General features: G+C 31.9%; 26 protein-coding genes and 1 other RNA gene. 5 read left to right on the top strand and 22 right to left on the bottom strand.

The window, feature by feature from the left end:
- Nucleotide 1 precedes the first annotated feature (1 nt).
- Nucleotides 2-424, bottom strand: a complete 423-nt coding sequence (gene ndk, locus ACFELY_RS03140; protein WP_094648980.1) for a nucleoside-diphosphate kinase — start codon at nt 422-424, stop codon at nt 2-4.
- An 88-nt stretch (nt 425-512) separates the two neighbouring features.
- Complete coding sequence (locus tag ACFELY_RS03135; protein ID WP_375334119.1) at nt 513-1,793, bottom strand: MFS transporter; 1,281 nt, start codon at nt 1,791-1,793, stop codon at nt 513-515.
- Between the two features lie 167 nt (nt 1,794-1,960).
- On the opposite strand from ACFELY_RS03135, the gene ACFELY_RS03130 reads away from it, so the two are divergent.
- Both ACFELY_RS03130 and ACFELY_RS03125 read left to right on the top strand, forming a co-directional pair.
- A complete protein-coding gene (locus ACFELY_RS03130) occupies nt 1,961-2,140 on the top strand; it encodes a DUF2706 domain-containing protein (protein ID WP_375333612.1) in 180 nt (59 codons plus the stop codon).
- Entirely contained in the window at nt 2,127-2,873 is a 747-nt protein-coding gene (locus ACFELY_RS03125) for a ComF family protein (RefSeq protein WP_375333611.1), read from the top strand. Before ACFELY_RS03130 ends, ACFELY_RS03125 begins: the two co-directional genes overlap by 14 nt.
- A 67-nt stretch (nt 2,874-2,940) precedes the next feature.
- On the opposite strand, the gene der is transcribed toward ACFELY_RS03125, so the two are convergent.
- Complete coding sequence (gene der / locus ACFELY_RS03120; protein ID WP_375333610.1) at nt 2,941-4,302, bottom strand: ribosome biogenesis GTPase Der; 1,362 nt, start codon at nt 4,300-4,302, stop codon at nt 2,941-2,943.
- Nucleotides 4,303-4,479: 177 nt separating this feature from the next.
- Between der and tolQ the strand changes: the two genes are divergently transcribed.
- From tolQ to ACFELY_RS03105, 3 genes are read left to right on the top strand one after another with little or no spacing between them, the layout of a single operon-like run.
- Nucleotides 4,480-5,205, top strand: a complete 726-nt coding sequence (gene tolQ / locus ACFELY_RS03115) for a protein TolQ (RefSeq protein WP_375333609.1) — start codon at nt 4,480-4,482, stop codon at nt 5,203-5,205.
- The gene (gene tolR, locus ACFELY_RS03110; RefSeq protein WP_094649070.1) at nt 5,205-5,639 is read left to right on the top strand and encodes a protein TolR; all 435 of its coding nucleotides are present in this window, start codon (nt 5,205-5,207) and stop codon (nt 5,637-5,639) included. The genes tolQ and tolR overlap by 1 nt, the downstream gene beginning before the upstream one ends.
- Complete coding sequence (locus ACFELY_RS03105; RefSeq protein WP_375333608.1) at nt 5,629-6,666, top strand: energy transducer TonB; 1,038 nt, start codon at nt 5,629-5,631, stop codon at nt 6,664-6,666. The genes tolR and ACFELY_RS03105 overlap by 11 nt, the downstream gene beginning before the upstream one ends.
- A 69-nt stretch (nt 6,667-6,735) precedes the next feature.
- Here ACFELY_RS03105 and ACFELY_RS03100 read toward each other — a convergent pair whose 3' ends face one another.
- The 19 genes from ACFELY_RS03100 to ACFELY_RS03010 form a co-directional block, all read right to left on the bottom strand.
- Complete coding sequence (locus ACFELY_RS03100) at nt 6,736-9,675, bottom strand: hypothetical protein (protein WP_375333607.1); 2,940 nt, start codon at nt 9,673-9,675, stop codon at nt 6,736-6,738.
- A gap of 26 nt (nt 9,676-9,701) precedes the next feature.
- Nucleotides 9,702-10,988, bottom strand: coding sequence for a citrate synthase (locus ACFELY_RS03095; protein ID WP_341759578.1), 1,287 nt, complete (start codon nt 10,986-10,988; stop codon nt 9,702-9,704).
- Nucleotides 10,989-11,100: 112 nt separating this feature from the next.
- On the bottom strand, nt 11,101-12,306 hold the full coding sequence (locus ACFELY_RS03090; protein WP_341748633.1) for a dicarboxylate/amino acid:cation symporter: 1,206 nt from the start codon (nt 12,304-12,306) through the stop codon (nt 11,101-11,103).
- Nucleotides 12,307-12,455: 149 nt separating this feature from the next.
- Nucleotides 12,456-12,770 carry a divalent-cation tolerance protein CutA gene (gene cutA, locus ACFELY_RS03085; protein ID WP_094648709.1) on the bottom strand — a complete coding sequence of 105 codons (315 nt, stop codon included), beginning with the start codon at nt 12,768-12,770 and terminating at the stop codon, nt 12,456-12,458.
- Complete coding sequence (locus ACFELY_RS03080; RefSeq protein WP_375333606.1) at nt 12,771-13,187, bottom strand: 6-pyruvoyl trahydropterin synthase family protein; 417 nt, start codon at nt 13,185-13,187, stop codon at nt 12,771-12,773. It abuts the gene before it with no gap.
- A gap of 504 nt (nt 13,188-13,691) precedes the next feature.
- Complete coding sequence (locus ACFELY_RS03075) at nt 13,692-14,633, bottom strand: DNA-methyltransferase (RefSeq protein ID WP_341759582.1); 942 nt, start codon at nt 14,631-14,633, stop codon at nt 13,692-13,694.
- A gap of 60 nt (nt 14,634-14,693) precedes the next feature.
- Nucleotides 14,694-16,085, bottom strand: a complete 1,392-nt coding sequence (locus ACFELY_RS03070) for a Ppx/GppA family phosphatase (RefSeq protein WP_375333605.1) — start codon at nt 16,083-16,085, stop codon at nt 14,694-14,696.
- A 30-nt stretch (nt 16,086-16,115) separates the two neighbouring features.
- Nucleotides 16,116-17,885 carry a type IV secretory system conjugative DNA transfer family protein gene (locus tag ACFELY_RS03065; protein WP_375333604.1) on the bottom strand — a complete coding sequence of 590 codons (1,770 nt, stop codon included), beginning with the start codon at nt 17,883-17,885 and terminating at the stop codon, nt 16,116-16,118.
- Nucleotides 17,886-17,887: 2 nt separating this feature from the next.
- Nucleotides 17,888-18,880 (bottom strand): P-type DNA transfer ATPase VirB11, encoded by a 993-nt coding sequence (virB11, locus tag ACFELY_RS03060; protein ID WP_375333603.1) that lies wholly within the window; start codon nt 18,878-18,880, stop codon nt 17,888-17,890.
- The gene (locus tag ACFELY_RS03055; RefSeq protein WP_375333602.1) at nt 18,877-20,331 is read right to left on the bottom strand and encodes a TrbI/VirB10 family protein; all 1,455 of its coding nucleotides are present in this window, start codon (nt 20,329-20,331) and stop codon (nt 18,877-18,879) included. The genes virB11 and ACFELY_RS03055 overlap by 4 nt, the downstream gene beginning before the upstream one ends.
- A gap of 62 nt (nt 20,332-20,393) precedes the next feature.
- Nucleotides 20,394-20,771 carry a TrbG/VirB9 family P-type conjugative transfer protein gene (locus ACFELY_RS03050; protein ID WP_410521665.1) on the bottom strand — a complete coding sequence of 126 codons (378 nt, stop codon included), beginning with the start codon at nt 20,769-20,771 and terminating at the stop codon, nt 20,394-20,396.
- Between the two features lie 61 nt (nt 20,772-20,832).
- A complete protein-coding gene (locus ACFELY_RS03045) occupies nt 20,833-21,573 on the bottom strand; it encodes a virB8 family protein (protein ID WP_375333601.1) in 741 nt (246 codons plus the stop codon).
- A gap of 233 nt (nt 21,574-21,806) precedes the next feature.
- Nucleotides 21,807-22,256 carry an outer membrane lipid asymmetry maintenance protein MlaD gene (mlaD, locus tag ACFELY_RS03040; protein ID WP_341759588.1) on the bottom strand — a complete coding sequence of 150 codons (450 nt, stop codon included), beginning with the start codon at nt 22,254-22,256 and terminating at the stop codon, nt 21,807-21,809.
- Nucleotides 22,256-22,597 (bottom strand): NADH-ubiquinone oxidoreductase subunit NDUFA12 family protein, encoded by a 342-nt coding sequence (locus tag ACFELY_RS03035; protein WP_375333600.1) that lies wholly within the window; start codon nt 22,595-22,597, stop codon nt 22,256-22,258. The genes mlaD and ACFELY_RS03035 overlap by 1 nt, the downstream gene beginning before the upstream one ends.
- Complete coding sequence (gene rnhA, locus ACFELY_RS03030) at nt 22,585-23,088, bottom strand: ribonuclease HI (protein WP_375333599.1); 504 nt, start codon at nt 23,086-23,088, stop codon at nt 22,585-22,587. Before rnhA ends, ACFELY_RS03035 begins: the two co-directional genes overlap by 13 nt.
- Nucleotides 23,089-23,138: 50 nt before the next feature.
- Nucleotides 23,139-23,621: a ClpXP protease specificity-enhancing factor SspB gene (locus ACFELY_RS03025; protein ID WP_341759591.1), complete on the bottom strand. Its 483-nt coding sequence runs from the start codon at nt 23,619-23,621 to the stop codon at nt 23,139-23,141.
- Nucleotides 23,622-23,738: 117 nt separating this feature from the next.
- Nucleotides 23,739-24,081: a transfer-messenger RNA gene (ssrA, locus tag ACFELY_RS03020) on the bottom strand.
- Nucleotides 24,082-24,194: 113 nt separating this feature from the next.
- Entirely contained in the window at nt 24,195-24,905 is a 711-nt protein-coding gene (locus tag ACFELY_RS03015; protein ID WP_375333598.1) for a class II aldolase/adducin family protein, read from the bottom strand.
- Between the two features lie 14 nt (nt 24,906-24,919).
- The gene (locus ACFELY_RS03010; RefSeq protein ID WP_375333597.1) at nt 24,920-26,089 is read right to left on the bottom strand and encodes a mechanosensitive ion channel family protein; all 1,170 of its coding nucleotides are present in this window, start codon (nt 26,087-26,089) and stop codon (nt 24,920-24,922) included.
- Nucleotides 26,090-26,160 lie beyond the last annotated feature (71 nt).

Genomic DNA, 26,160 nt, shown 5'->3' with positions numbered 1-26,160 from the left:
GTTATTCTACAATTTCTTTTTCAGCAAAGAAAAATCTCACTTCTCTTTCAGCACTTTCTAAAGTATCAGAACCATGTATACTATTTTCCTCAATATTTTTTGCAAAATCTTTTCTAATAGTACCTAATTCAGCATCATTTGGATTAGTAGCTCCCATTATTTTACGATTTTGTAAAACAGCATTTTCTCCTTTAAGAACCTGCAAAACAACCGGACCGGAAGTAATAGACTCTATTAAACTATTAAAAAATGCTCTTGATTTATGTTCTGCATAAAAAATTTCTGCTTGATCTCTAGTTAAAATAGTCATTTTTTGAGCTACTATTTTTAGCCCATTATTTTCTAAGTAAGAATTAATTTTACCAATTAGATTTCTTTTCGTAGCATCTGGCTTAATCATTGAAAACGTATATTCTTGAGTCACAGTAAACCTTTATTAATTTATTATTAACATTTATATAAATTTATATATTTTTGGCAAGTAAATTCTGATAGTACAGTTAGGTAACATGTTATACAGTTCTTCTAGAGCTATAATTCCAAGTTAAGGAAAGAATTATTGCTCCCAAGAAAGCGGACAGGCTAAAAAATAAAAAAACGCCATTCCACCCTAAGTTATCAGAAATCCAACCAACACATACGCCAGCCAGTGCAGCACCAAGATAACCAAATAAACCTGAAAGACCATTAGCTGTACCAACGGCTTGTTTATTAGTAAAATCTGCTGTAGCAACACCTATTAATACTTGTGGTCCAGATACAAAAAAACCAACCAAAGCAAGAGTAATAATACTAAATATTTCATACTCATTTGGCATTTGCCAAAATAAAATAATAGTAAAAGCTAAAGCAAACATAAATACTGAACCAACTGGTCCACGTCGTCCCTGAAATATTTTATCTGACATCCATCCAGCAACAATACCACCAGTTAAACCTAAAATGTCATAAGAAGCAACTTGCCAACCAGCTTGAGCAATAGTAATGTTTTTTAGCTCGCACAAAAATACAGGAGCCCAAAAAATTATACCTGAACGCACAATATAAATAAACATGTTGGCAAAACACACATACCACATTAATCTATTACAAAATACAATTTTTATTAATTGAGTTGTTAATAAATTATCACTATCAAGAGATATATCACATTCTTTGTACTCTTCCACTATAGGTAAATTAACCTCACTGGGGGAATTACGTAATCTATTGAATAGAAATAATGATACTAATAATGCAATTATTCCAGGAATTATAAACGCTGCTTTCCAACCGTAAGCATCTATTAAATAACCACATACTATCATAGTGATTGCTCCGCCAATTTGATTAGAAGTGGCTCCTAGAGACCATTTCATTCCTAATTCCTTAGAAGCGTACCAATAAGTTAACATACGTGTTGCAGGTGGCCAACCCATAGATTGAAACCAATTATTCAGAATCCACAAAATACCAAGTGATGTTATGCTTGAAGCAAAACCTGATAACAATGTTACAACACCTACACATATAAGACCAATTACCATAAATATACGAGCATTTGATCTATCACTTAAGAATCCATTACATAACTTTCCTATACCATAAAATATAGAGGCAGTTGTTAAAATCCAACCAAGTTGAGTTTTGGTTACATCAAAATGCTCCATTAAAGCAGGCATTACAATATTAAAATTCTGACGACAAAGTATGAATGTCGAGTAACCAACAATTATCGAATATAAAATTCTAATACGCCAACTATTATACTTTTTTGCATAAGGAGGTTTTTCTTTAAAAGGTATATTTGCCATCATTTCCTTGATTTATCAATTTTGCATTATATATCTTTGTCAAGAAAAATACCACAAGCTATTATGTTTTTTATATCTAAAACTTATTTTTCATCAAATATACTTGAGATATATTGCAAACTAGGATAACTTACGTATAAACTCTAAAATTATTTTAAATGACAATTATGACAAAATTATTAAGATTTCTTCTGCCTTTTTTTGTGTTATTGCAATTATTATCATGTACCTCTAGTCCTCCTTATGAGATTAAAAGTCCTTGTGTATCTATTAAATCAACAGATCCGTCTGGTATTAGAAACCCATGTGTTCGTAGACCAGTAAATTTAACCATTGACATCGCTTAAAGATTTGCTTCATTACGTACACAAAATCAGTAGACTTTATGATTATCTTATAGATTACATCTTACCAGCAAGATGCTTGTCTTGTACCGAAATGACTGAAACTAAAGAGGATTTTTGTCAAAATTGTTGGAAAAAACTTGATTTTATTACAAAACCCTACTGTATTATTTGTGGTAGTAGATTAGATATATCAATTTTAGATAATATGTGTTGTGCAAAATGCTTTCAACATAAACCTTGTTATGATAAATCTCGTAGTCTAATTAAATTTAATGAGCATAGCAAAAAAATAATTCATGCCTTTAAATACCAGGATAAAACTATTCTTGCTAAAACTTTTAGTAAATTATTTTATACACACTATAATAGTGAAATTCAAGACATTGACTTAATTATTCCAGTTCCCATGAATAGGTTCAAGAGGTTGTTTAGAATGTATAATCCTGCTTTGATTCTAGCCTTAGAAATTAGCAAATTAGCAAGAAAGTCGTTTAGTCCGGATGTATTAATTAAGTCAAAATGGACTAAATCTCAAACATTTTTATCTAAAAAAGAACGAGAAAAAAACTTATCAAATAGCCTTATACTCAATAAAAAATATCAGATTATAGGTCAAAAAATATTATTAGTAGATGATGTATTGACCACTGGAACTACAGTTAACAAATGTGCTAAAATCTTAAAAGATTCTGGAGCTGAATGTGTTTATGTTATGACAATTGCCATGACATAAGTACCATAGGGCTACGCCTTCTCGCAATGACCTTATACTTTAACTTTTTTTCGTGAACGCTAACATTCTATGATTTTACATATGGATTTTCAGTTTTAGTATAAATAAATCTTATTGGAACACCTGGTAAATTAAAAGCTGCCCGCAAGTTGTTTATAAGGTACCTAGTATAACTATCAGTGATTTTTTCAGGATTATTGGAAAATAGCTTAAAGGTCGGTGGACGAATTTTTGTTTGAGTCATATATTTAATTCTAACACGTCTCCCGCCTTTTTGTAAGGGTAACGGATGCTGTTCAAGGGCAAAACCTAACCAATCATTCAGTTTACTTGTTGTAATTTTTTTATTCCATAAATTATAAATTCTGATAGATTCATCTAGCACCATATTAATATTATGTTTTTTTAAGGCTGATATGAATATTATTGGCAATCCTCTAACTTGCGGTAGATTAGTTTCTATCTTATAAGCAAATTCCTCTTTAAATTTATCCTGATCTCTTCTCTCAATCAAATCCCGCTTATTAACTACTATAAGCAAACTTCTGCCTTGATCTATAACATAATTGGCAATATTTAGATCTTGTTGTTCTAGAGGAGTTCGTGCATCAACCATCAGAATAACTGTATTAGCAAACTTGATGCTATTAATAGCGTCAGAAGATGATAATTTTTCTAAGGATTTAGTAACCGTTCCTTTTTTTCTTAAGCCAGCCGTATCAATTAATTTAAATTTATTATCATTATATAGCCAATCAATTTCTATAGATTCTCTTGTTATACCGGCTTCAGGCCCTGTTAATAATCTTTCATTGTTAATAATGCTATTAATAAAAGTAGATTTTCCTGCATTTGGTCGACCACTCACCACTATTTGTATATAGTTAGCTTTTATTGGATCGGTTAATTGGTCAGTTAATTCTTCCTCTCCATCTTCGTTTTCTAATTCTTCAGTTATTGCATCGTATAAATCTGCCATACCAACACCATGCTCAGCAGAAATTGGTACTACATTATCAAAACCAAGCTTGTAATATTCTTTAGCAAAGTCAAATCGTCCTTCACATTTATTAACGATTAACACAGATTTCTTATTATATCTTCTGATAAAATTAGCAAAAAACCGATCTTCAGGTAACACCCCCTCCTTGCCATCTACCACAAGACATAGCAAATCTGCCTCTATAATAGCTTCCATAGTTTGTTGCATCATTCTATATTCTAATTTTTCATCTTCTGCTTCTTCTAAACCAGGAGTATCAATTACCGTAAAATCGAATGGGCCAATTTGTGCATCAGCGTATTTTCGGTCACGTGTTACCCCAGGGAGATCATGTACGATTGCCTTTTTCCTGATAGCTAAACGATTAAAGAGCGTAGATTTTCCGACATTGGGTCTGCCAATAATTGCCACAATTTTTTTAGTCATGTCACTTCATTTTATCATAATAACGCGTTAACACTAATATCAAATCATTTGAATATTAGCAATATTTGCTATATTATTAGCACTTAATTATATAAAGTTAAACAGTTTATTGTACCTATCAGGGATTTTGTATATAGTTATTCAAAATAACATTTTAAATAATATATAATGGCAACAATGAGCACAAATAACAATATTAATGATGTTGTAGAAATTACAGCACAAAGTGGTTCATCAATTTTTTCTCTGATATCGTCATCTGATATCATCGGAAAATCTGTTATGATAATTTTAGTAATTGCCTCAATCTGGGCATGGACTATTATTATAGATAAGATACTCCATTTAATTCAGGTAAGAAGGAAGATTGCAGTTTTTGAAGTTACTTTTTGGTCTGGAACAGTTTTAGACCAATTATATGAAACTACCAAAAGAACAATCAATAATCCTCTTGCTGCAGTTTTTGTAGCCGCGATGAATGAATGTAACCGTCAAAGTTCCAAAAACCTCACTGATGCACTTAAAATTAGTCATAAAGAGCGAATAATACAATCTATGTATTTGATCAGAAATCGTGAAATTGAAAGATTAGAACAAAATTTAGGTTTTTTGGCAACTGTTGCTTCTAGTACACCATTCATAGGATTGTTGGGTACTGTCTGGGGAATTATGCATAGTTTTCAGTCTATTGCAGCATCAAAAAACACCTCACTTGCTGTTGTCGCCCCTGGTATTGCAGAAGCTCTACTTGCAACGGCAATTGGCTTATTTGCGGCAATTCCGGCAGTGATTTTTTATAATTACCTTTCCTCGCAAATAATTAAGATTAACAACAAAATCGATGATTTTATTAATGAGCTTAGTTCTATATTATCAAGAGCTATAGATGAAGGAAAAATGTAATGGCAATACAATTACGCAACTTAGGTAATCAAAGAGCAAGAAGTAATTTAGTCAGCGAGATTAACGTTACACCACTCGTTGATGTTATGCTAGTATTGTTAATTATCTTTATGATAACCTCTCCAATGCTAGTATCAGGTATTAATGTTGATTTACCAGAAACAACTTCTAGCCCACTATCAGGACAAGATGAGCCGTTAGTGATTAGTATTAACAATAAAGGAGAATTATATTTATTAGAATCTAAAATAGAAAGACAAAATTTGGCTAGCAAGCTAACTAATATTACAAAAGAAAAAAAAGATACTAGAATTTTTGTAAGAGGAGATAAAAATGTATCCTATGGTGAGGTAGTTAGTGTTGTAGCTGAAATCCATGCAGCTGGCTTTTCTAAAGTAGCACTAGTTTCAAATATTAAATATAATGAAAAATAATAATATTGTTTCTGTCTCTTTTATTTGCTCGGTAGTACTTCATTTACTAATAATTTATTTCTTTTTATTTGGTCTACCATCATTGTTTAAAAAGCTTCCTGAAGAGCAAGTAATAGTTTTTGAAATGTTACCGATTAGTAATCAATCTAATGTACCCAATAAAACTAAACAGCCTGAAAAAGCTATAGAGAATCAAGATGCAAAAAAGGTAGAGCAAAGTAAACCTGACTATGTAGAAGAGAAAAAACCTGTAGAGAAGGCTGTTGAAGAAAAGAAATTGGTAGAAGACAAACCGGTAGAAGAGAAGAAGTCCATTGAAGAGAAGCCTATTATTGAGGAAAAAAAGCCTATAGAAAAGCCTATTATTGAAGAAGAAAAGCCTCTAGAAGAAAAACCTATTATCGAAAAAAAGAAGGCCATAGAAGAGAAGAAACCTACAGAAGTGAAAAAGCCTACAGAAGAAAAACCTATTATCGAGAAAAAGAAGGCTATAGAAGAGAAGAAACCTACAGAAGTGAAAAAGCCTACAGAAGTAAAGAAGCCAATTGAGAAAAAAAAGAAAATTCCTAATAAGAGCGACTTAGATTCTTTGCTTAAAAATTTAGAGCAATCATCTGAAGGCTCTAATGCAAAGTCAAATAAACAAGCAAGAGCCAAAGAAAATAAAGAAACTCAGGAATCGAAAGGTTCATACGATGACACGTTAGCTCTTTCTATCAGTGAAATATCTTTAATTAAGCAACAAATAGAGAGATTATGGAGTAAGCCTATTGGGATACAAAATCTTGAGCAGTTAAGGGTAATTTTGTATATTGCTTTAAATAAAGATGGTAGTGTTAAAGAAGTAAAAGTAAAAGAAACAATATGTCCAAATATAACGAAAACAGCTTGTGACGCTCTATCTGACAGTGCAATGAGGGCAGTATGGCAAGCAAGCCCTATTAATAATCTAGACCCTCAGCGTTACGATAGCTGGAAAGAATTTAATTTTCTTTTTAATCCGAGTAATAGCAATTCCTCAAATTAATTTTTGGGATTTGATATAGAATATTTTAGGATATAAGAGCCTAGGTGCTATACAACTTTTAGCTAACTCTTATGATTCTTCTCCAATACAGCTTACTTCATCATATGGGCTAGGATAATCTTCAATGTTAGGATGACTTTCTTGAGGAACATTTAAAGTAGAGTCTTCTTCCTGTGTATGATAACCTGCACCAGAAACTTTTATAACATTAATAGCATTAGACTTAAATGCCTTTCTTATACCAGCATGGTTAGTTTTGTGATCAAATTCTATTAAAACAGCACCATTATTGTTCTCATAAATTTTGCTTGCCCATAACCTAGTATCTTCATTTATTTTAAGTTCTGGAAAATATTTTTCTAATATTTTAATCCCACTATTAGTATAATTTTTTACTATACCTTTAGTTAAAGCATTGATAAATGCTTTCCGTGTAGAGTCCTCTAATGAATCTAGCAGATTAGGGGCAATCATAGCATAAATATTATGGTGTTTCTTACTAATACTAACAATATCTTTATTCTTTGTTGTATATGATACCTTGTCAGGAATGTGCCAAATTTGATAATTTTCTTGATGAAGATCAGAAATCTTATCATGAAAGGGTTGAGTACTCTTTTTAAGGTTTTGATAATATTTATGTATAATTGTCCAGTGGTTTAAACATTTTGTAACAAAACTTTCTTTGTATAAGGAATCTTCTTGAGTAGTAGCAGTATTATTTGCTTTAGTTTCAGACTTTTCTTCAGAGCTGTATTCTTTTGAAGCATAATTAGATGCCTCAATATGCTCACTAGCCGGAATTACAACCTGTTGTTCTTCACTAATATGTTGTTCTTTAATACGTTGTTCTTCACTAATAGTTTGATTGATAATTTCTAAAGCAAAAGTAACTTCATCATCTTCAGTGATGTTACGAATAATGTTTTTAAGTTTTTCTCCTAATTTTGGATCTATTGTAGTATCTCTTGATAATAGATAATACTGACATATATCAAGTATGTTTTTATAGTAACTGAAAAATTTTCCCTTTATGGCATTACACGCATTGTATGTTTCTTTAATATAACCCCAGTTCACTTTTAGAAAATCTTTATTCTTATCTGCAAATGCCTTTAACATCAAACCTAATTTAACCTCATAAAGGTAAACTTCAGGTTCTATTTCATATTCAAACTGTTTGAATTTATAGGGTTTTAACAATTTTGTTGCGGTATCTAAATGATTTTTAGTTTGATCTAAGTTTTCAATAGCTAAATATAATTCTGCCACTTTTATGTTAGTTATAGGATCTTTCTCTAGATGATAATTGTTTCGGAGCTTATCTAAAACTTTTTGATAATTTATTTGTTCTATCTCATTTTTAGACCAATTTTTTAAACAACCTAAAATCCTTAAGGAACTCTCAGACGTGGTACTCTCAAAATTCGGGTCATTAATTATCTCCTGCATAGCGTTAACACTACACTTTCCTGTTTGCATAATGAATGCATTTAAGAATTTTGTAATAGTTGTATGAATTCTTGGGCTTTGTTCTGAAAAAGCTTGATCAATTATTTTTAGATTTTCCTGTATCTTTTTAACAAATTGTTCAGAAGGATGATATGAAAACAGTTCTATAAATATTTCTAGAGCTTCACCAGATAATTTAAATTCTTTAACTAAATAATCAAGGGTACGATTTTTAAATGGACCACTTTTCATATTATATAGAGCCATTAATAAACCATACAAATCCTCCTCTATCTGAGTACTATTAGCATATTTCATTAATTCTAATGATACTTCAATTGTTTCTTTTAAGTCGTTCTTATGCTTACAGTAATTAAGTCGTAGACTATAAGCATGGTGTTTCATACTATTGTCAATTATTAGACTACTATTATCCTTAGTATGTAATGCAACTATTTCTCTAGTATAATTATCTAATGAATCTTCATCTGTTTTTGTTAATATCCCATTTTTATTATATCGCTTTATTAACTCTTCACCTAACTCTTCATAGTAAACCCGCTTCAAGAAATCTGATGGTATATCTTTGACAATAGAACGTATTATTTTTATGTAATTATCAATATCTGTATCTTTATAACATTCCCTTAGAAATGCATTTACAACATGAAGCTCATAACATTCATCATTAGTCTTGGGAGAAAATAATCTCATACATCGAGGAATATCATCTGTTTTGTAATTTAAGATAGCATCCAAACAGTCTAAAAGTTCTGCTGACGTCCCTAAATCTTCTGCTAACACACTCACTTTCTTGGCTATACATAAATATCCTTCTGATTTTCTCATGGATGTAGACGAATCTTCTTCTAATTTTTTTTTAAATTTCTCTACATTTTTATCGTAATCTGCTTTATTAGGGTTTTGTGTTATTTCTAAAGAACTCTTAGCACCTTTGTCTTTCAAAAATTGAATTAATTCTTTGTTTTTCTTTATATCTGAGTTAATGTTTAATTGACCATGTAAAGATTCAACCAAATCCAGTAATGTTAGTTCATCATTGGTTAATCTGTTAGGATTAAATAAATTCTTACCAAGAGCTTCACTATTCACTAAATATTTGATAACACTGTTCTCGTCTTTCTTTATCTTTAAATGCTCACGAGTGGATATAAGCTTATATAATATCGTCCCACATAGTTGAAAGATTTTTGCAGTCTCATCTATTTTTTGAACAGAACTTAATAAGAATTGCTCGATAATATTTACATATTTTATTTTTTTTTCATTAGTTATATCAGCTGCCCCGAGGGAACGTAAAATATGTTCGACTATAAAATCTCCCATAGTAGATTCACCATGACCATGTATAAACTGTAAAGATATAAAATCCTTTAAAGGTATAAGTAAAATTTTTTCTAATTGCTCAAAGTGTTTTTGTTTTATACTAATATTACCTGCTGAGCTGCTAGCTGATAAGCTAGTATTTGTAGACGTTTCTGCAGAATGCTTCTGTTTTGCAGGGTATTTATGTTTTGTAGAGTATTGTTTTTTCATATAAATAAAGCTACCTTATTTTTTAGCTATCTTTTATCAAAAGGCATAAATTCTCTTTGTACATACCCAGTATATAATTGCCGAGGTCTGCTAATTTTTTGTTCTGGATCTTCATGCATCTCTTTCCATTGCCCCATCCAGCCGACAGTTCTTGCCATAGCAAACAATACTGTAAACATCTGTGATGGTATACCCATAGCCTGATAAATAATACCAGAATAAAAATCAACATTCGGATAAAGCTTGCGATCGATAAAATATTGGTCATTGAGAGCAATTTTTTCAAGCTCAGTAGCAATTTGTAATAAGGGGTTATTACGGTTCCCTAACTCATCTAATACTTCTTTGCAAGTTTCTCTAAGTACAATTGCTCTTGGATCATAACTTTTATAAACTCGGTGACCAAAACCCATTAATCGAAATGGATCATTTTTATCTTTTGCCCGTGCGATATATTCCGGAATACGGTTTATGGTGCCAATCTCTTTCAACATGTTAATTACTGCCTCATTAGCTCCACCATGGGCTGGTCCCCATAAAGAAGCTATGCCAGTACTGATACAAGCAAATGGATTAGCTCCGGACGACCCGGCTAAACGTACTGTTGAAGTGGAGGCATTCTGCTCGTGATCAGCATGAAGGATGAATATTTTATCCAAGGCATTCTTTACTACCTGATTTACCTTATATTTTTCACAAGGGGTTGAAAACATCATATAGAGAAAATTTTCAGTAAAATCTAGACTATTATCAGGATAGATAAAAGGCTGTCCTATTGAATATTTATATGCCATTGCCGCAATAGTTGGCATTTTGGCGATCATTCTAATAGCAATCAACTCACGCTCATTTTCTTCTACATTTAGAAAATCTGGATAGAATGCAGATAAAGAACCAACCACAGCCAACATAATTGCCATAGGATGATCTGATGGACAAAACGCCATAAATAAATTTCTAAGCTGCTCATTAATCAAAGAATGATAAGTAATTTTCTGAGAGAAAGATTTATATTGATCAATAGTCGGCAATTCACCATTTAATAGCAAATAGGATACCTCTAAGAAATTACTTCTTTCTGCTAATGTTTTAATATCATATCCCCGATATCTCAATATCCCCTGATCACCATCTATATATGTCATAGCTGATTTACAAGCTGCTGTAGACATAAATCCAGGATCGTAAGTGAAATAGCCTGTTAATGAATATATACTGCTAACATCAATAACATCTTGACCGATTGAGGCTCTTTTGATTGGTAAATTAAAGGTTTTATCTCCTATTTTTAGTTCAACATTTTCTACTTTCATATATCCTTCATTTTTTCATAATGATGCCAATTTACTATTGCTAACACCTTCTCGGGTTAACCATCATGTTACTATATCATATTTTTATTGTCCACTAATACCAAAATTCTAATTATATTGAGTTATATGTATCTTTATCCAGAGTACCTTCACTATTATCGATAATCAAGGTAATTGTTGCATCCCCTGTAATATTAATGGTCGTACGTAACATATCTAATATCCTATCAATTCCAGCGATTATAGCAACCCCTTCAATCGGTAAATTGATCGAAGACAGTACCATAGGTAGCATTATTAAAGAAGCTCCAGGAATGCCAGCTCCACCTATAGACCCGAGAGTTGAGGTAATAATGATTACTAAATAATCATGCAATGCTAAATCTACACCCATCATTTGGGCAAAGAATATAGTGGTAAGAGCTAAATTTATTGCAAACCCATCCATGTTTATCGATGCACCAAGTGGTAATACAAAAGAAGTGCTAGATTCAGATATACCTAGTCGTTCACGACAAACTTGCATAGTAGTAGCAAGCGTTGCTTTACTACTAGAAGTAGAAAAGGCAAGCACTTGATATTCTAGACTTTTTCTATAAAAAGGTAATGGTGATATTCGACAGAATAGATAAATTAACATGCCAAAAATACCATATTGACATATCATAGCAATAACTACCGCAACAACTAATTTGGACAAACTAATCATTACATCAAAGCCCTGAGTACCAACTATCCAAGCCGTTAAAGCAAATGCACCATATGGAGAAAGCTGAATGATCATTGAGATCATTTTTAACACCACTTTTGATAATATATGAAATAAATTCTTAATTGGTTCAGCACTAATACCCATTTTATTTATCACAAGTCCAAAAAATATTGCAAAGAATACAATTTGTAAAACATTAGAATTGGCAAATGAACCTACTACATTCTCAGGCACAATACTTACAAAAAAGTTAAGTATGTTAAAGGATTTTTCTTGCGGTATAGTTTGTGCAACATCAAAGTTAATATGTACACCATGCCCTGGCTTTAATATAAGAGCAACTGTAATACCAAAAACTACGGCAAAGAAGGTCGTGCCTAAGAAAGCTGCAACCGCCTTTAACCCTACTCTACCAAGAGAAGCAGGGTCATTCATACTAGTTATACCCGCTACTAAACTAAAAAATATTAAAGGAGCAATAATCATTTTTATCAAACGCAGGAAAATATCTCCTAGCGGTTTTATGTAAGATACATATTCAGGAAAATATATACCAAACACTATACCTAAGATTAACCCCAATGTAACTTTTTTCCATAATTTCATTATTATACTTAATTAAATTAAAGAGTGTTTTAAACTTATTTTGCTGATTTCAGGTGAATGTCTATAATAAAAACTAGCTGTACTAACTAATTACAACTCTTTTTACCATAATTGAGTAAATCTTAATTCTAATAAACACTCTCTTAAAATTAGATACTTTGAGTTACCCAGTTTAAGTACGCCGGTAGCCCATCTTGAATGTCGAGCTTTATTATTTGAGGAAGATCATAATTGTGTATATCAATAATCATCTTTTCTATTGCATTGTAGTTATCAGACTTGGCTTTTACTACAATACGAAATTCTGGTACAGAAGATATCTTACCTTCCCATTTAAAATAGCTGACTATATTGTCTACTTGTATGCAAGCAGCTAGATTTGCTTCCAACAAACTAATGGTTAGTTTGTCTACTACTTGCTGGTCATCGGTCGTAGTTAAAATTACACAACATCTTTGTACCACTTATACCTCAACAAAGCAATTAGGTGTTTCAAATAATTTGACTTTTGTAATAAAAAAGGAACTATTAGTAAACAATAGTGGCAAAATATCCAACTTTAAGTGCAACGCTATATTCTCTGCTGTTGGATTTTGTTGCATATAATATATTTTCTGACCAGTCCAATCACATATTTTATCTCCTATCTCTTTATCATTTTGATGTAATATAATATTATGATCAAAATTATCATCTATCCAGTTTTTTATTACTGATTTTAGGTAACTGAAATCTACCACCATACCAAGATTATTGGTAACATCAGATACAGCGGTAACTTCAAGGACATAACGATGACCGTGTAAAAATTGACATTTATTCTTATGCCCGATCACCCTATGAGCTGCATCAAATTCAATTTTGCGAGTACATTTTATCATAATTTCTTGTTCAGTATCTTATATTACCCAAAAATATTTTGTCAGCAATGGTGTAAACGTCATTGTGGGAAACCACTTTAGTTGCGACGAAGCAATCCAAATTTATAGTAATTTTGGTGATTATATATTTACTTCCCCTATATCAACCAGAATTACATAGACAGGCACAGAAGGAAAATGTCTTTTTAATTACTCAATATCGTAAACAAATTGTTCTCCATAAGAGACACCTATTGACATTTGTTGTTGTAAACTATGACATGGTACTATTTCTAGCCCTACATCAGCCTTATCTTCATTAAAAAAATATGAGAAAAAGCATTATTTAATTCTTTTGGCGAATAAAGCATTTTTCCTTTGCTTGTTTTCTCTTGGCTGACCTTATTTTTCTTTATGTCATTTATCGCTTTTATTGATTCATGAACTTCTTGAAAAATTTTAGGATAATCAACTTGTAAAATTTATCTTCCCCCAAGATGAGAATATTCATAAACTATTTTCATATTATACTGTTTCAGGTTCATAGACGGGTTTATTCATTTCTCTAACCCTAATAATTCCGTTTAATGTTTCTTTAATTCTTTTTCTTGAAATATTTACATATTTTTTATCTATTTCTGCACCTATACATTTTCTGGAATTTTTTAGACTTGCAACAAAAGAACTACCAGAACCAACAAAAGGATCTAAAACAATATCATTTTTTTTGGTCATTGATAAAATCAACCTTTCAACTAAACCGACGGGAAATTGACACGGGTGTTCCGTTTTTTCTATATGATTACTTTTTACATTTGGAATATCCCAAACATCTGATGGGTTCTTACCTTTTGGATTGCAAGACAATTCCCCTTTTTTGTTACCTTTAAAATATTTTTTATTAGGATATTTTTGAGGTATCCTAACAGCATCTAAGTCAAAGTAATAATTGTCAGTTTTACTAAACCACATAATAGTTTCGTGTCTTCCAGAGAATCTTTTTGAAGCATGTAATCCATGTCCAAAATGCCAAATAACCCTATTTCTCATTTTCATTTTTAATTCTGAGAATATAGGATATAATAAAATATCTAAAGGTATTACTTCTCCATTTTCCACATAATTACCAACCTGCCAACAAATATGTCCATCATCTTTTAGCACTCTATAACACTCATTAATGACTTCTTTTTGCCAATTATAATATTTATTAATATCTAATTTTTTTTCGTATTCCTTACCTATGTTATATGGCGGTGATGTTATTATTAAATTTATACTGTTATCTGAAATCTGTTTTAATAATTTCATACAATCACCTTCAAATAGAATTGCTTGATTATTTAAATCAAAACTATTTTTTAAGATATTATGTTCTTGTTTTTGACAAGGCAATTTATTCACAAATTCACTAAAACTATAATTCTTTTCCTGTATTTCAGGTACTCTAATTGCTTCTTGTGCCATATTCTAGAAAGTTAAAGTTTTTTATAAGTTAATTTAGTATTAGATAAGTTACTTAGAAATTCAACAAATATTCTTTCGTGCTAAACCTATAGCTTTCAAACGTTCACACAGTTTTGCAAAAACTTGTTTTGGTAAAATATTTAGTGTAGAAATTTCAATATATTTATCATCTTTTAATTCAAAAGAAAAAGATGGTGACTGAAATCTTGGTCCATCAACCTCTCTAGCAATTTTTATAAAATTACCCATTATATAACTGTTACAATAATCATACTGAGAAATCATTCTTTTTGCCAGCCTATTAATATATGTATCACTTTTGGATGCATAGCTAAGTGCAAGAGCGTTACTCAGCATTAACCGTTGACGATGACTAAAAGGAATATCTGAAGCTAGAATAAATTCAACAATAAAATTAGAACGCAGTGTTCTATCAATATTCTTATTATATTGTGCAAGCATTACGACCAAAGCAATTATACTAATTGTTGTGGTATCTGGTTGAATTAAGATAGGTCTAATAACTTCTGTATAATTTTTGATATTGCAAGTAGCCTCGTCAAAATTTACTAATGTCTTGATTCGTTCATAAATAATATCTTTTTGCTGTTCTTCTTCAGGAAGGCAATCAAATCTAACACCTTCTTTTAAACCATAATTTGAAATTATTACCTTTTCTGGTGAAAAGACATTTAACATAGATTGTGCCACTAAAATTGCATTACCATGAATTTTTGACTTGTATTGCTTTTTCTCACTGATAGAATTAGCCAATCTTTCAAGATACAGCTCAAATTCCTTACTGTTTATTTCAAGGTTATGTAAGTTTTTAAGAGGGTAATGAACAAACTCCATATAAGAACGCCCCATTAATCTTAAAGCTCCTCCTATTAAGTATAAGTTTTGGCAATGTAATTCTTCAAATTCTTTCTTGATCATTTGACTAATTATATCAATATCATCAAAGTGATTATTAGCGATTATACCAGTACCTAAAGGTAAAGACTTTAAGATACCAACCTTTCTGTCTTTAATTTGAACAAGCTCAAGACTACCACCACCTAAGTCTGCTACTATACCACAGGCATCATTAATACCAGAAATTAATCCGGTAGCTGTAAGATAAGCCTCGCGGTCACCAGAAATAATTTCAATATCAATATTAAATTTTCCCTTAACTATCTCCCTAAACTCTTCCGCTCTTGGATGTCCTCTAAGTACAGCAGTAGCAACGCATTTAACATCTGTTACTGATAACCTATCAAAAATATGTACCAAATATTGTAACGACAAATATGCTTGATGCTTTATGTCTATGTTATCTAGATTAAGTAAATTAATAATATCACTTTTAAATTTATCATTAAAAATTTCTGGAGCTCCAAGCCTATCACATTCATAAACTACAGCTCTCACGGCATTATAACCAATATCAATAATAGCTGAACGCATAGAGATTTATCTTACTTCTTACTTACAAAATTAATCTTCTTTAGTGGTAGAATCTGTATTTTCTTGATCCTCATCTACATTATTTTTATTTGGATCATAAGGTTTTTGAGTTGGAACAAATGTAGGGGGTAATAATCTATTTGTAAAGAACTTATCTTCATAATACTTAATTTTTAAAGATTTTATAGGCGGGAAAGATTCAATTAAAACGATTTGTTCATCTTTTGGCAGTTGAATTACTTCTTGAGGTAAAAGCAGAGCTCTTGAAACTTGTGATACATTCTGCGTTCTTGTTGAAATATTAAGATCAAAAAATATTGGTTTACTATAAGATCGTTGTTCAACTGTTTTATTACCAACTAGCTGAGATATTAAGTTAGCTGTTTCATAGTTATTAGCTGCAAAAGTAATACGATATGTAGAATTTGACAGAAACGAATTCATACCAGCATCCTCATAAGTTCCTTTGAGCTGTTGAGTATCTTGGATAATCAAGAATAGGCGAACTCTATATCCCCTGAAGAATGCAATACCAGCTTTAAATGTTTCCATTTTTCCTAAAGTAGGGAATTCATCAAGTAAAAACATCACCCCATAAGGCTCTTCTTTTAGATCAGGCATTTTACGACTTAAAAATTCTGTAGCTTGCTGGTAAAAAACCTGCATCAGTTTTTGCAAACGTTGTATGTTATCAGGAGTTAGACCAACATACACTGTTGTTTTAATCTTTTTAAACTCAAGTATATTAAAGTCAGATGAGGCAGTAGCAGCATCAATAAGGGGATTTGCCCATAATTCTAAGGAGGAGTTCATTGTTGAGATAACACCTGAACGTTCTTTATCTGCTTTTTGTAAAAATGCTGCTATATTCATATAGGCAACAGGATGTATTACTTTGCCTAAAGTATCTAGAACTACTGCTAAATTATACACTACGTCATCACTACGCATTGTTCTCACCACTTCACCAAAAGATTTAGTTTTTGTCGGATCAGCAATTAAGTATAGTACCACACCGAGAAATAAACTACGTGCCTCATTATTCCAAAAATCTTTTTCAGGCATAATCAGATTTGAGATTTTTTGTACGTCATCCACCATTTGACCTGGTTTGGTACTTACCCAATCTATCGGATTGTAGCAATGAGTTATCCCATCAGGATTTGATGGTTCCCAAACAAATACACGTTGCCCTTGTTTTTGCCGCCAACCACTTGTAAAACCATGATTCTCTAGCTTAATATCATGCACTATCATAGAATGTTCCCAAAATAATAAATTGGGAATTACAAATCCTACACCTTTACCTGAACCGGTTGGGGCGAAAAGTAAAGCATGTTGAAACCCATCAGCAACAAAATACCCACCACTATTAGTACCAAGTAACATACCATGTTTTGCACGTAAATTAGCTCTACTTATATCATCTTCAGTAGCCCAACTAGCATCACCATAAACTTTCTCTGGCTGAGTAAAAAATTGTAAACTTTTTATTCTTTTAAAATTTTTCCAATAGAATATGATAACTATAATTGTTGGCATAGTCAGAGCTAATATTAACTTAATTTTTAAGTAATTATATGCTTGGAGAGTTAATTGTGACCACACACTAACTAGCCAATAAGACCACTTATAAGCTATGTCTATGGCTACTAAGTCAATATTTAGGGCTCTAGTTTCGTTAGTAATAAATGCAACTATCGCTCCACTTACCCATATCGTACAAAATATTACCAATGGGTGTATTATAGCATGCCCTAAAATGTTACGAGTAAGTTTTTGTATTTTATGCCATTCCATCGTTAGCCTTGCCTATTCTTACTATAGTATATTTCTGAGACATATCTTTTACCGCCACTACCTCGCTTTAATTGTACCACAATATCGACGACCGCTAATATATATTTTTTTACCTCATCCGGTGGCATACCTAAACTAGCTTGCATAACCATTAACTTAAGTTGTTCTATAGCCATGGCTGGTGTATCAGCATGTAAAGTAGATATAGAACCAGGATGCCCTGTATTAATGGCTCGTAAAAAACTAAATGCTTCAGCCCCCCTAAGTTCACCGACAATAATTCTATCAGGTCTTAGACGTAAACACGCCTCAATCAAATCCTGAGTAGTGACTTTTGCACGACCTTGCCCCCCTTTTGAAGCTAGGAGATGTAATTTATTAGGATGGCTTGTTAGAATTACCTCTCGTGCATCTTCCACAGTAATTAATCGCTCACTACTTGGAATTTCTGCTAAGGCAGCGTTAGTAAAGGTTGTTTTACCAGTTGATGTTCCACCACTAATAATAATATTTTTCTTAGAAATTACCGCATGCCGAATAAATTCTTTAATTTTATTTTCTTTCAGATAGTTGTTTAAGATTTCTTCATTCTCGTCAATCAATTCCCCTGTAGATGTTGAATCAAAAGCTCCCATCTTGTCATATTGATCTAGCGTAAGACTCATTGCACTACCTTTCCTGATAGCATAGCCAACATAACCCGGTTCACAAGCAGGAGGAAATACTACTTGGATACGGTAACCATTGGGTAATGAGGCGGAAAGTAAAGGTCTTTCTTCGGAAATTATCTGATCAGTTGACTGAGCTACCAACCTACCAAGTGATATAAGATGTTCAAAATCAAGCTCAGGTACCAATTTACAAAATTGATCTCCTTTCTTTTCAATCCATACTTCTCCTGGTTTGTTTACCATTATCTCATTAATACCATCTTCTGCGAATAATTCTTTAAATGGTAATAGAAAAGTCTCTAATGCCGCAAAATTATCACTCATTTTATTAATCTTGATTTTCTTAGTACAGCTTGAGGAAATTTATAATCTTTATTAACATAAATTTTTATTAACGTACCTTGATCTATGGTAATAGTTGGTTTAAATGCCTGTTGCTTCATCATATCTTTCACAGTATTGCTAACATCAGTAAATGCTTGTTTTGAAGCTGCTTGTGCCTGAGTTGGAGTGCTAGCATTTGTTGTACTAGATAACAAACTAGCTGCTGCACTAGTTACTGCACTCATTAATGCTATAAGTCTTTGACCAGGTTGCGAACCAGTTGGATTACGAGCAGTATTACAAGCCTGCATCATTGAAATATATGCCGTTGAGCTTTTATCAGTAATGGCATTCATCACATTAGTACATATCTGTGCAATTTTAACATCCTCAGTACCAGAACTATTATTAATACTTTGTGCCAAATTCTGTATATTAACAGCGATAGCAGTATTAGCAGCAGTAGCTTGTGCATTAACTGGCGGAGCTACCACCTTGTCAAGAGCATTGGCAAGTACAATATTAAATGCTGATGATAATACAGCATTGGTTAACCGCTCTTTAAATTTATTATCTACTCTTCCTTGTTCGCCTGGTCTTCCAAGATTATCAACAGCCAAAGCATCTAAATTAATTGTATAACCGCTTGATAGATCAATACGATTCCATATTATGGAAATTCGACCATACGCTCCATCAGTACCAGTTGCATAAACACCAAAAATCTTTGACCCTTTAGGAATTAAAATAATCTTCTCCTTTTCAGAGAATACATCTCTGCTAATTATTGCTCTTATCTCTCCACCAAAATCAGTATTAATAGCACTCTCTAATACCGCTTCCATTATCTTACCACGAGCCAGAACAAATGCCATATCCCCACGATCTTGGAAATTTGCTTCTTCGGCAATTTGATCCGGTGTTTTTTTCTCTGGAACTCCTGCAATTAATACTATAGCAGATTTTCTCTTTGCTTCACGACGGTTCTTTTCCTCCTCACTTTCAGTTAATTTCCCAGGAAGAGCTGTTGGCGTAACGGAAGGAAGAGTAGCTTTGTCAGCATTACTATCTCCTGAAGGAGGTGGTAAAGGAACTGTTGGTTCAGTAACTTTAGGGGAGAGAAGTTGTTGAGGAGGTGGTGGTGGACGCTCCACAGGTGCTTCCAGCTTAGGTGCTTCTGGTAATTTTGGAATTTCTGGTATATTTTTAGAGTTATCTTGTGTCGGTTTAGTAATATCAGTAGGTGCTGACGGAGCTACTACCACCTCAGATTGTTTATTATCACTAAGAAAAAGTTTAAAAAAAATAAATATAAAAACAGCAGAAATGGCAAGCAAAATCACAATACTTTGCTTAGGATTAGTTGCAACTTTTGACAGTTCATTTTGAACTTCTGGTACGTCTTGTTCCTCTGTACCAGATTGAAAAGTAGTATTATCTTGTTCTGCCATGTTAAATTAATATCAATTTATAAAAAAATCGTCTAAAATGTAGATTAGAGCTAACAATAAATTTATTGTGTAGTACTAAAGGTTTTCTTAGGATAATAAAACCTAACTACATACACCAAATCCTTTTCACGTCCTTCTTCCAATTCTTTAGATACAACATCGAATTGGTAAGTTCTTTTATTCGTTATTATAGTCATATTTGTTCTAATGTTTTTTTCCAACGGCTTAATGAACAATCTATTTGCCAACGGAGTCATTTTCCAAGCATATGACTCTCCTAGAACAATATTTTGTATTTCCTCATTTTTGGCAAATTCTATACTTGACTGAAACCCAAAATGTAGAACTAATAAATAAACCTCATTAGGATTATGTATATAAGTTTTAATTCTGTTATCAGTAGTTATGGCTAGATCATCTAAATCATTATCTATATGCATATTACCTGTATAAGCATTGACAATAACCGAATGCAATAATATTATTATTGAAAAAAGAAGTCTAGCTATTATCATCATCTACCCTGTACTCATTAATTTGAAATCCTACTGGATTAATATCTCGGTCTGCATCTGTTAATTCCATTGGAATATAGGAGAAACTTACTACAGCTATTTTATTAAAAACCTTTCTATCACCTGCTGTTTCATTAATAGAAAACCTAATCATATATTTATTTTTATTTTCTTGTAAATTTCCTTGTAATTTTGACCAAGATTTAATTAGTAAGAAAGTTGTGTTATTTTGACCATAAATTAAAACTGGATCTATATCTTTATTTTTTATGTAGCCAAGATAGTTATAATATACTGAATTTGAAGATAACAACCTAACCCTTCTACGTGCTTCAGTATCAAAATCAACAGGATTATATGTTTCCCTAGCTATTAAATATTTTTTAATAAAATATCTTGAAAGAGCATCATTGCCACTTAATATCTCCGAAGATATTGGATTAACAATCGTTGCCATACCTGTACTATTATCAATTTGGATAACAAAAGGGCTAAACTCTCTTGAATTTATTACTATAGTTACCGCTGCTATAGATGCCATTACTAAAAGTATCAGTAATATAGATATTACCAACAAGATATTACGCTGTACAATGATTTTATCAGATCTTTCTTCGTACCAATTCCTAGTAATTTTAACAGAGTTACCAGACTGAACATTTTTGGGTTCTATCGTGGGATTAGTAGGTGATTTTAGTATATTTAATACATTCGCTAATTTAAACATTGTGATTATAACTTATTTCATTTTGTAATATAACCTGAATTCGATATAACAAGTTATGGCAAAATCTGTTATATCTATAAAATATAGCAGATTTTTTTGCTCCACTAATAACTGTTTTCATTATTTTTGCGATATTGCTTATTTTTTATTCCCTAACTAGTTAATATAATAATCCTTGTCACTACAATTATACACTAATTTGCAATGTACACTAATAGGATTTTTAATATTATTTATTTTTTACCAAAGGAATAAATTAATTTACCTATCAAGGATTCAATATTAACCGCCGACTGAGTGTATTTTATCTGCTCACCTATCGCCAAATTCTCTTCAGATGAACCTGGAGTTACGGATATATATCTACTACCAAGTATTCCACCTGTAACTATTGCTATACTAGTGTCTTTAGGTAACTTTATATCGTTATTGATGCAAATCGTTAATAAGGCAAAAAAACTAGTCTTATCTAAAGTTATATCAATTACTGATCCGATTTTTACACCAGCTAACATCACATCACTTCCCCTGACTATCCCTTCAGCATTTTGAAAATTTGCTTTAAGCATATACCCAGATTCAACTCTTGATGAGTTGCCAATTTTATAAGCAAAAATAAAAAAACCTATAGCAACTAATATTACTATAAAGCCAACTAAAGTTTCTATAACATTCTGTTTCATTATTTTGATTCACCTAAAGGTTGCCACCTACTATATTCGGCTTTGGTTGTCTTATTTTTTACTATCTTATGCGACAAGCTAGTACCAGTGATATTAGGAAGATAATCTTGTTGCCAGTCGAATTTATCATTATTGATTGGCACTTCATTGATCATATAGTGCAGCCAAGCATGCCACATAGAGGGAACTTTTGATGCTTCTACTTTACCTTTATAAACCACCTGTCTTCTAGCTTGACCTAAATAATCAAGCTTTTTACTTTCATAATATTTGTTACCAAATTGATCTTTCCCAATTTCCTTAGAGAAAATAGATATAAAAAAATTATCTATGAATGACATTTGAGCATTTTTATGGCAGTTTCTTTTCCCTTAACAGCCAGACTATCGGCTATCTGATTTCCCTTATTATTACCATGACCTTTAACCCAATTCCAGATAATAGAGTGTTTACCTAGTTCGTCGTACAATTTTTTCCATAAATCAACATTCTTGATAGGATAATTGTTGTTTTTATGCCAGTTATTTTTTATCCAGCTGTTAATCCACTGAGTTATTCCAAGCTGTAAATACTTACTATCTGTATAAAGTTCTACACAGCATGATTTTTTAAGAACTTTTAACGCTTCAATTGCTGCTGTCATTTCCATGCGATTATTAGTAGTGTGTAGCTCATGACCAAATATCTCCTTACAAACTCCATTAAATTGTAACAACGCCCCCCAGCCGCCTGGTCCAGGATTACCTGAGCAAGCTCCATCAGTATATATGATAACTTTAGGTAAACTCAAATGATTCTGTGAATCTGTTCCATAAAACGACGTGGTACTCATGTGATCACCTCTTATTTTAAGCTCCAATTCTTCAAATCATTTGAGTATATCTATACTGGTTTACGGGGTTTCCGAAACTTATCCAAAACTATTATATTATCTGCTGAATTAGATTTACTGCTAGAATCAACACTCCCCTTGATTGTTTCTCTTTGTTTTGCGTCCGATAATTGATTAGATTTGATTGCTTCTGGCTTAAATTTTAGGCTATAACCACTATTAGGATCAACAAAACTGATCAGAGAATCAAATGGTACATTAATCGTTTCTTTGATACCATCAAAACTAACTGTTATGGAAAAGCCATTGATTCCTACGGTTAAATCTTCAAATTGATATTGCATTACTATAGTTATTTCTTTTGGATAGCGTGCTTTTATCCTAGAAGATAAGACCACGGCAGGATTGTCAGTTCTATAAGAAATATACAAGATTTGATCCATCTGCAACTTATCCGCACGAACTCTTGTAAGAATCTTTTTTACAAATTCCAACATACATTCATTAAGAAATTGTTGATATGAGTTGTTCATAGTTATAAAATAAATAAAGAAAATAACACTTTGGAGGCTACCTGCAATAACTAATTAATTCTATAATCTTCTGTTCTGCACTTATAAACTAACGGTCAATCCAACATAATTACTATTAGTGGGGCTTTTTCTGTTGCCCGGTTAAGCCCCCAACCGCGTAGGATTAAGCAGCTAGTGCTTGATTTCCTACGAAACGTTCATTATCATTTGCGTTTCTTTTTTTAACCCAAAGACACAAGGTCCGGCGGAATTATACCGAGTAAAGATAATTTTTTTATTAAGCACGTCGATCCTATTTCGCCCCCATAAAGTTTCGCTTACAAAATATACTACAACTTATTTGGTGGAAGCGCCGGGTACCGCCCCCGGGTCCGCAACCTCTATTCTAAATTATGTTTATTACTATAGCTACAAAAATAGCAATTTTATATTACATCAATCATAATGAGATGTAAAGGCTAATTTTAACACAGGGCTACCTCATATAAAAACAGTAAATATTGTAAGCGTTCACGGTTTTTTTGCTATTTTCTTATGATGAATAAAAAATGTCGGTACTATACCATAAACCTGTTAAAAATTTTTCCTAGCCGTCTTGAGCAAATTAAGCCAAGCTATCCAGTCACGTTTGCCTAAATCTTCCTCAAATGACAATAAATCTTGCACTGATTTCTTGCAAGTTTCTGGAGATGGTATGATTAACTCCTGATTTGTTGAACATGCTAAACATTGGGTTTTACATGCTTGCTCTAAATGATAAGTATAAAACATCGCTTCATGTATTGTCCTGCCACAAGCTAATATTCCGTGATTACGTAGAAACATAACATAATTCTGCCCAAGATCGTCTAGTATTTTACTAGTTTGATTGGAGGTCAGTATAAGAGAGTTATACTCATGATAAGATAGTTTTTCATAAAAATGTAGTGCCCACTGACTTATTGGCGTCAATCCTACTCGCATAGATGATACAGCAACAATTGCTGGAGTATGCAGATGAAAGATAGATAAAATATCCGACCTTTCTTTGTATATATTACCGTGAGTAACGTAGCCGGTTTTACTATAATTATATTCATTGCCCTTTATAATTGTTCCATCTAAACTAACTTGCAGTAAATTATCGCTAGTTACTTCCTCAAACCTTAACCCAAAAGGATAAATATAGTAATAGTCAGCTCCTTTAGGTCTTGCAGATAGATGGGTATATGTATGATCATCGAAGCCCAGAATTGCAAGAATTTGGTAGGCAGAAGCTAAATTAAATTTGGTTTCTAAAGTCATTATTATATCCAGTTTTAATTATTACTATTTTGAAATATTTTTAATTTGAGATCAGGTAGCACCGTCATCAAATGATCAAAAATATCTGATTGGATATCTTCAAATAGCCCCTTCCTCGTTTCATGGGTAAAGACACATAACTCTATTGGCAGACCATTAGGGGTTGGAGTCAACTGACGCACCAGAAAGGTGAAATTTTGTTGATAGATCATCGGGTGATTTTTCAAATATTCTTTTATATATAGCCTAAATATCTTGATATTTGTTACATAATCATCTAGCTGTTTCAAATCCACTTTATCCATTACTTCCTTTAGCAAATATGGTGATTTTTTTAACTCTTGTATAAATGCTATAGTCGAAACCGACAAAATACTGTTTGTGTCAATACAGATTGCTCCCTGAATCCTTTTTGCCATTGAGTCAGTTATACCACGTGAGTTCACTACATTAGTCGTTAAAAGACTAGATGTCGGTATTGTTGAAATAGTCTGATCATTATTCCTAATTCTAACTAATGTAATAGTAATTTTCTCTACGGTACCTTCAACATTATACTGACTAATACTAACAAAATCACCAATTCGTATTATATCTTGCGAAATTAGTTGTAAGCTTGCTAGCAAAGCCACAACCGTATCCTTAAATAGAAAGGTTAACAACGCTGCTGCTGCTCCCAAGCTAGTAAAAAATGCACTAAGAGAAACATTCAAAATGTTGGAAATAATGATAATGGTAGCAACCGAGATAATAAGTATCTTTAATATTTGAGTGTATAAACTTAAATATGATTGGATGGAAATTGTCAGTCTGCTTCGATAAATATCCGCAAAAGCATCGATAAGAGATAGGATTAGCATTGTAACGAAACTACCTGTATAGAGTATTATCACAACATTCTTGATGCTAATCATCCAAGATAAAGTAGGAAATGTCTGTAAGATATTATCCCAAAATATAAGGTATAAAGCTAGTAATGTATGTAATAAATATGTGTATATAGAATATTTTTTAAATATTTTCTGATAATCAGGATGCCATTGATTAATATAGTTTTCAAACATTGAAAATATTATTGTCTTAATAAAAATAATCAATGGAATGATTGAAACTATCATAATTATTAACATTAAAATTTCTTGATTGTCTTCATGATAAAGATCCAATAAATATTGTACTAGCATATAAACTAACCTTTCTGATGGCTATTACGTTAACGATAAATAACATTAATTTGGGATAAGAATAATTATTT

Source organism: Candidatus Tisiphia endosymbiont of Xenochironomus xenolabis (genome assembly GCF_964264705.1).
Taxonomy (GTDB): Bacteria; Pseudomonadota; Alphaproteobacteria; order Rickettsiales; family Rickettsiaceae; genus Tisiphia.
Note: the sequence above shows the minus strand (reverse complement) of the source record. Positions and strands in the feature narration are given on the sequence as shown.

Bases quoted from the DNA above. Each gene is read 5' to 3' on its own strand.
- ACFELY_RS03135 (WP_375334119.1), bottom strand. From the start codon at position 1,793: ATGGCAAATATACCTTTTAAAGAAAAACCTCCTTATGCAAAAAAGTAT.
- ACFELY_RS03130 (WP_375333612.1), top strand. From the start codon at position 1,961: ATGACAAAATTATTAAGATTTCTTCTGCCTTTTTTTGTGTTATTGCAA.
- der (WP_375333610.1), bottom strand. From the start codon at position 4,302: ATGACTAAAAAAATTGTGGCAATTATTGGCAGACCCAATGTCGGAAAA.
- tolQ (WP_375333609.1), top strand. From the start codon at position 4,480: ATGAGCACAAATAACAATATTAATGATGTTGTAGAAATTACAGCACAA.
- tolR (WP_094649070.1), top strand. From the start codon at position 5,205: ATGGCAATACAATTACGCAACTTAGGTAATCAAAGAGCAAGAAGTAAT.
- ACFELY_RS03105 (WP_375333608.1), top strand. From the start codon at position 5,629: ATGAAAAATAATAATATTGTTTCTGTCTCTTTTATTTGCTCGGTAGTA.
- ACFELY_RS03100 (WP_375333607.1), bottom strand. From the start codon at position 9,675: ATGAAAAAACAATACTCTACAAAACATAAATACCCTGCAAAACAGAAG.
- ACFELY_RS03095 (WP_341759578.1), bottom strand. From the start codon at position 10,988: ATGAAAGTAGAAAATGTTGAACTAAAAATAGGAGATAAAACCTTTAAT.
- ACFELY_RS03090 (WP_341748633.1), bottom strand. From the start codon at position 12,306: ATGAAATTATGGAAAAAAGTTACATTGGGGTTAATCTTAGGTATAGTG.
- ACFELY_RS03080 (WP_375333606.1), bottom strand. From the start codon at position 13,187: ATGATAAAATGTACTCGCAAAATTGAATTTGATGCAGCTCATAGGGTG.
- ACFELY_RS03075 (WP_341759582.1), bottom strand. From the start codon at position 14,633: ATGGCACAAGAAGCAATTAGAGTACCTGAAATACAGGAAAAGAATTAT.
- ACFELY_RS03070 (WP_375333605.1), bottom strand. From the start codon at position 16,085: ATGCGTTCAGCTATTATTGATATTGGTTATAATGCCGTGAGAGCTGTA.
- ACFELY_RS03065 (WP_375333604.1), bottom strand. From the start codon at position 17,885: ATGGAATGGCATAAAATACAAAAACTTACTCGTAACATTTTAGGGCAT.
- virB11 (WP_375333603.1), bottom strand. From the start codon at position 18,880: ATGAGTGATAATTTTGCGGCATTAGAGACTTTTCTATTACCATTTAAA.
- ACFELY_RS03055 (WP_375333602.1), bottom strand. From the start codon at position 20,331: ATGGCAGAACAAGATAATACTACTTTTCAATCTGGTACAGAGGAACAA.
- ACFELY_RS03050 (WP_410521665.1), bottom strand. From the start codon at position 20,771: ATGCATATAGATAATGATTTAGATGATCTAGCCATAACTACTGATAAC.
- ACFELY_RS03045 (WP_375333601.1), bottom strand. From the start codon at position 21,573: ATGTTTAAATTAGCGAATGTATTAAATATACTAAAATCACCTACTAAT.
- mlaD (WP_341759588.1), bottom strand. From the start codon at position 22,256: ATGAAACAGAATGTTATAGAAACTTTAGTTGGCTTTATAGTAATATTA.
- ACFELY_RS03035 (WP_375333600.1), bottom strand. From the start codon at position 22,597: ATGTCATTCATAGATAATTTTTTTATATCTATTTTCTCTAAGGAAATT.
- rnhA (WP_375333599.1), bottom strand. From the start codon at position 23,088: ATGAGTACCACGTCGTTTTATGGAACAGATTCACAGAATCATTTGAGT.
- ACFELY_RS03025 (WP_341759591.1), bottom strand. From the start codon at position 23,621: ATGAACAACTCATATCAACAATTTCTTAATGAATGTATGTTGGAATTT.
- ACFELY_RS03015 (WP_375333598.1), bottom strand. From the start codon at position 24,905: ATGACTTTAGAAACCAAATTTAATTTAGCTTCTGCCTACCAAATTCTT.
- ACFELY_RS03010 (WP_375333597.1), bottom strand. From the start codon at position 26,089: ATGCTAGTACAATATTTATTGGATCTTTATCATGAAGACAATCAAGAA.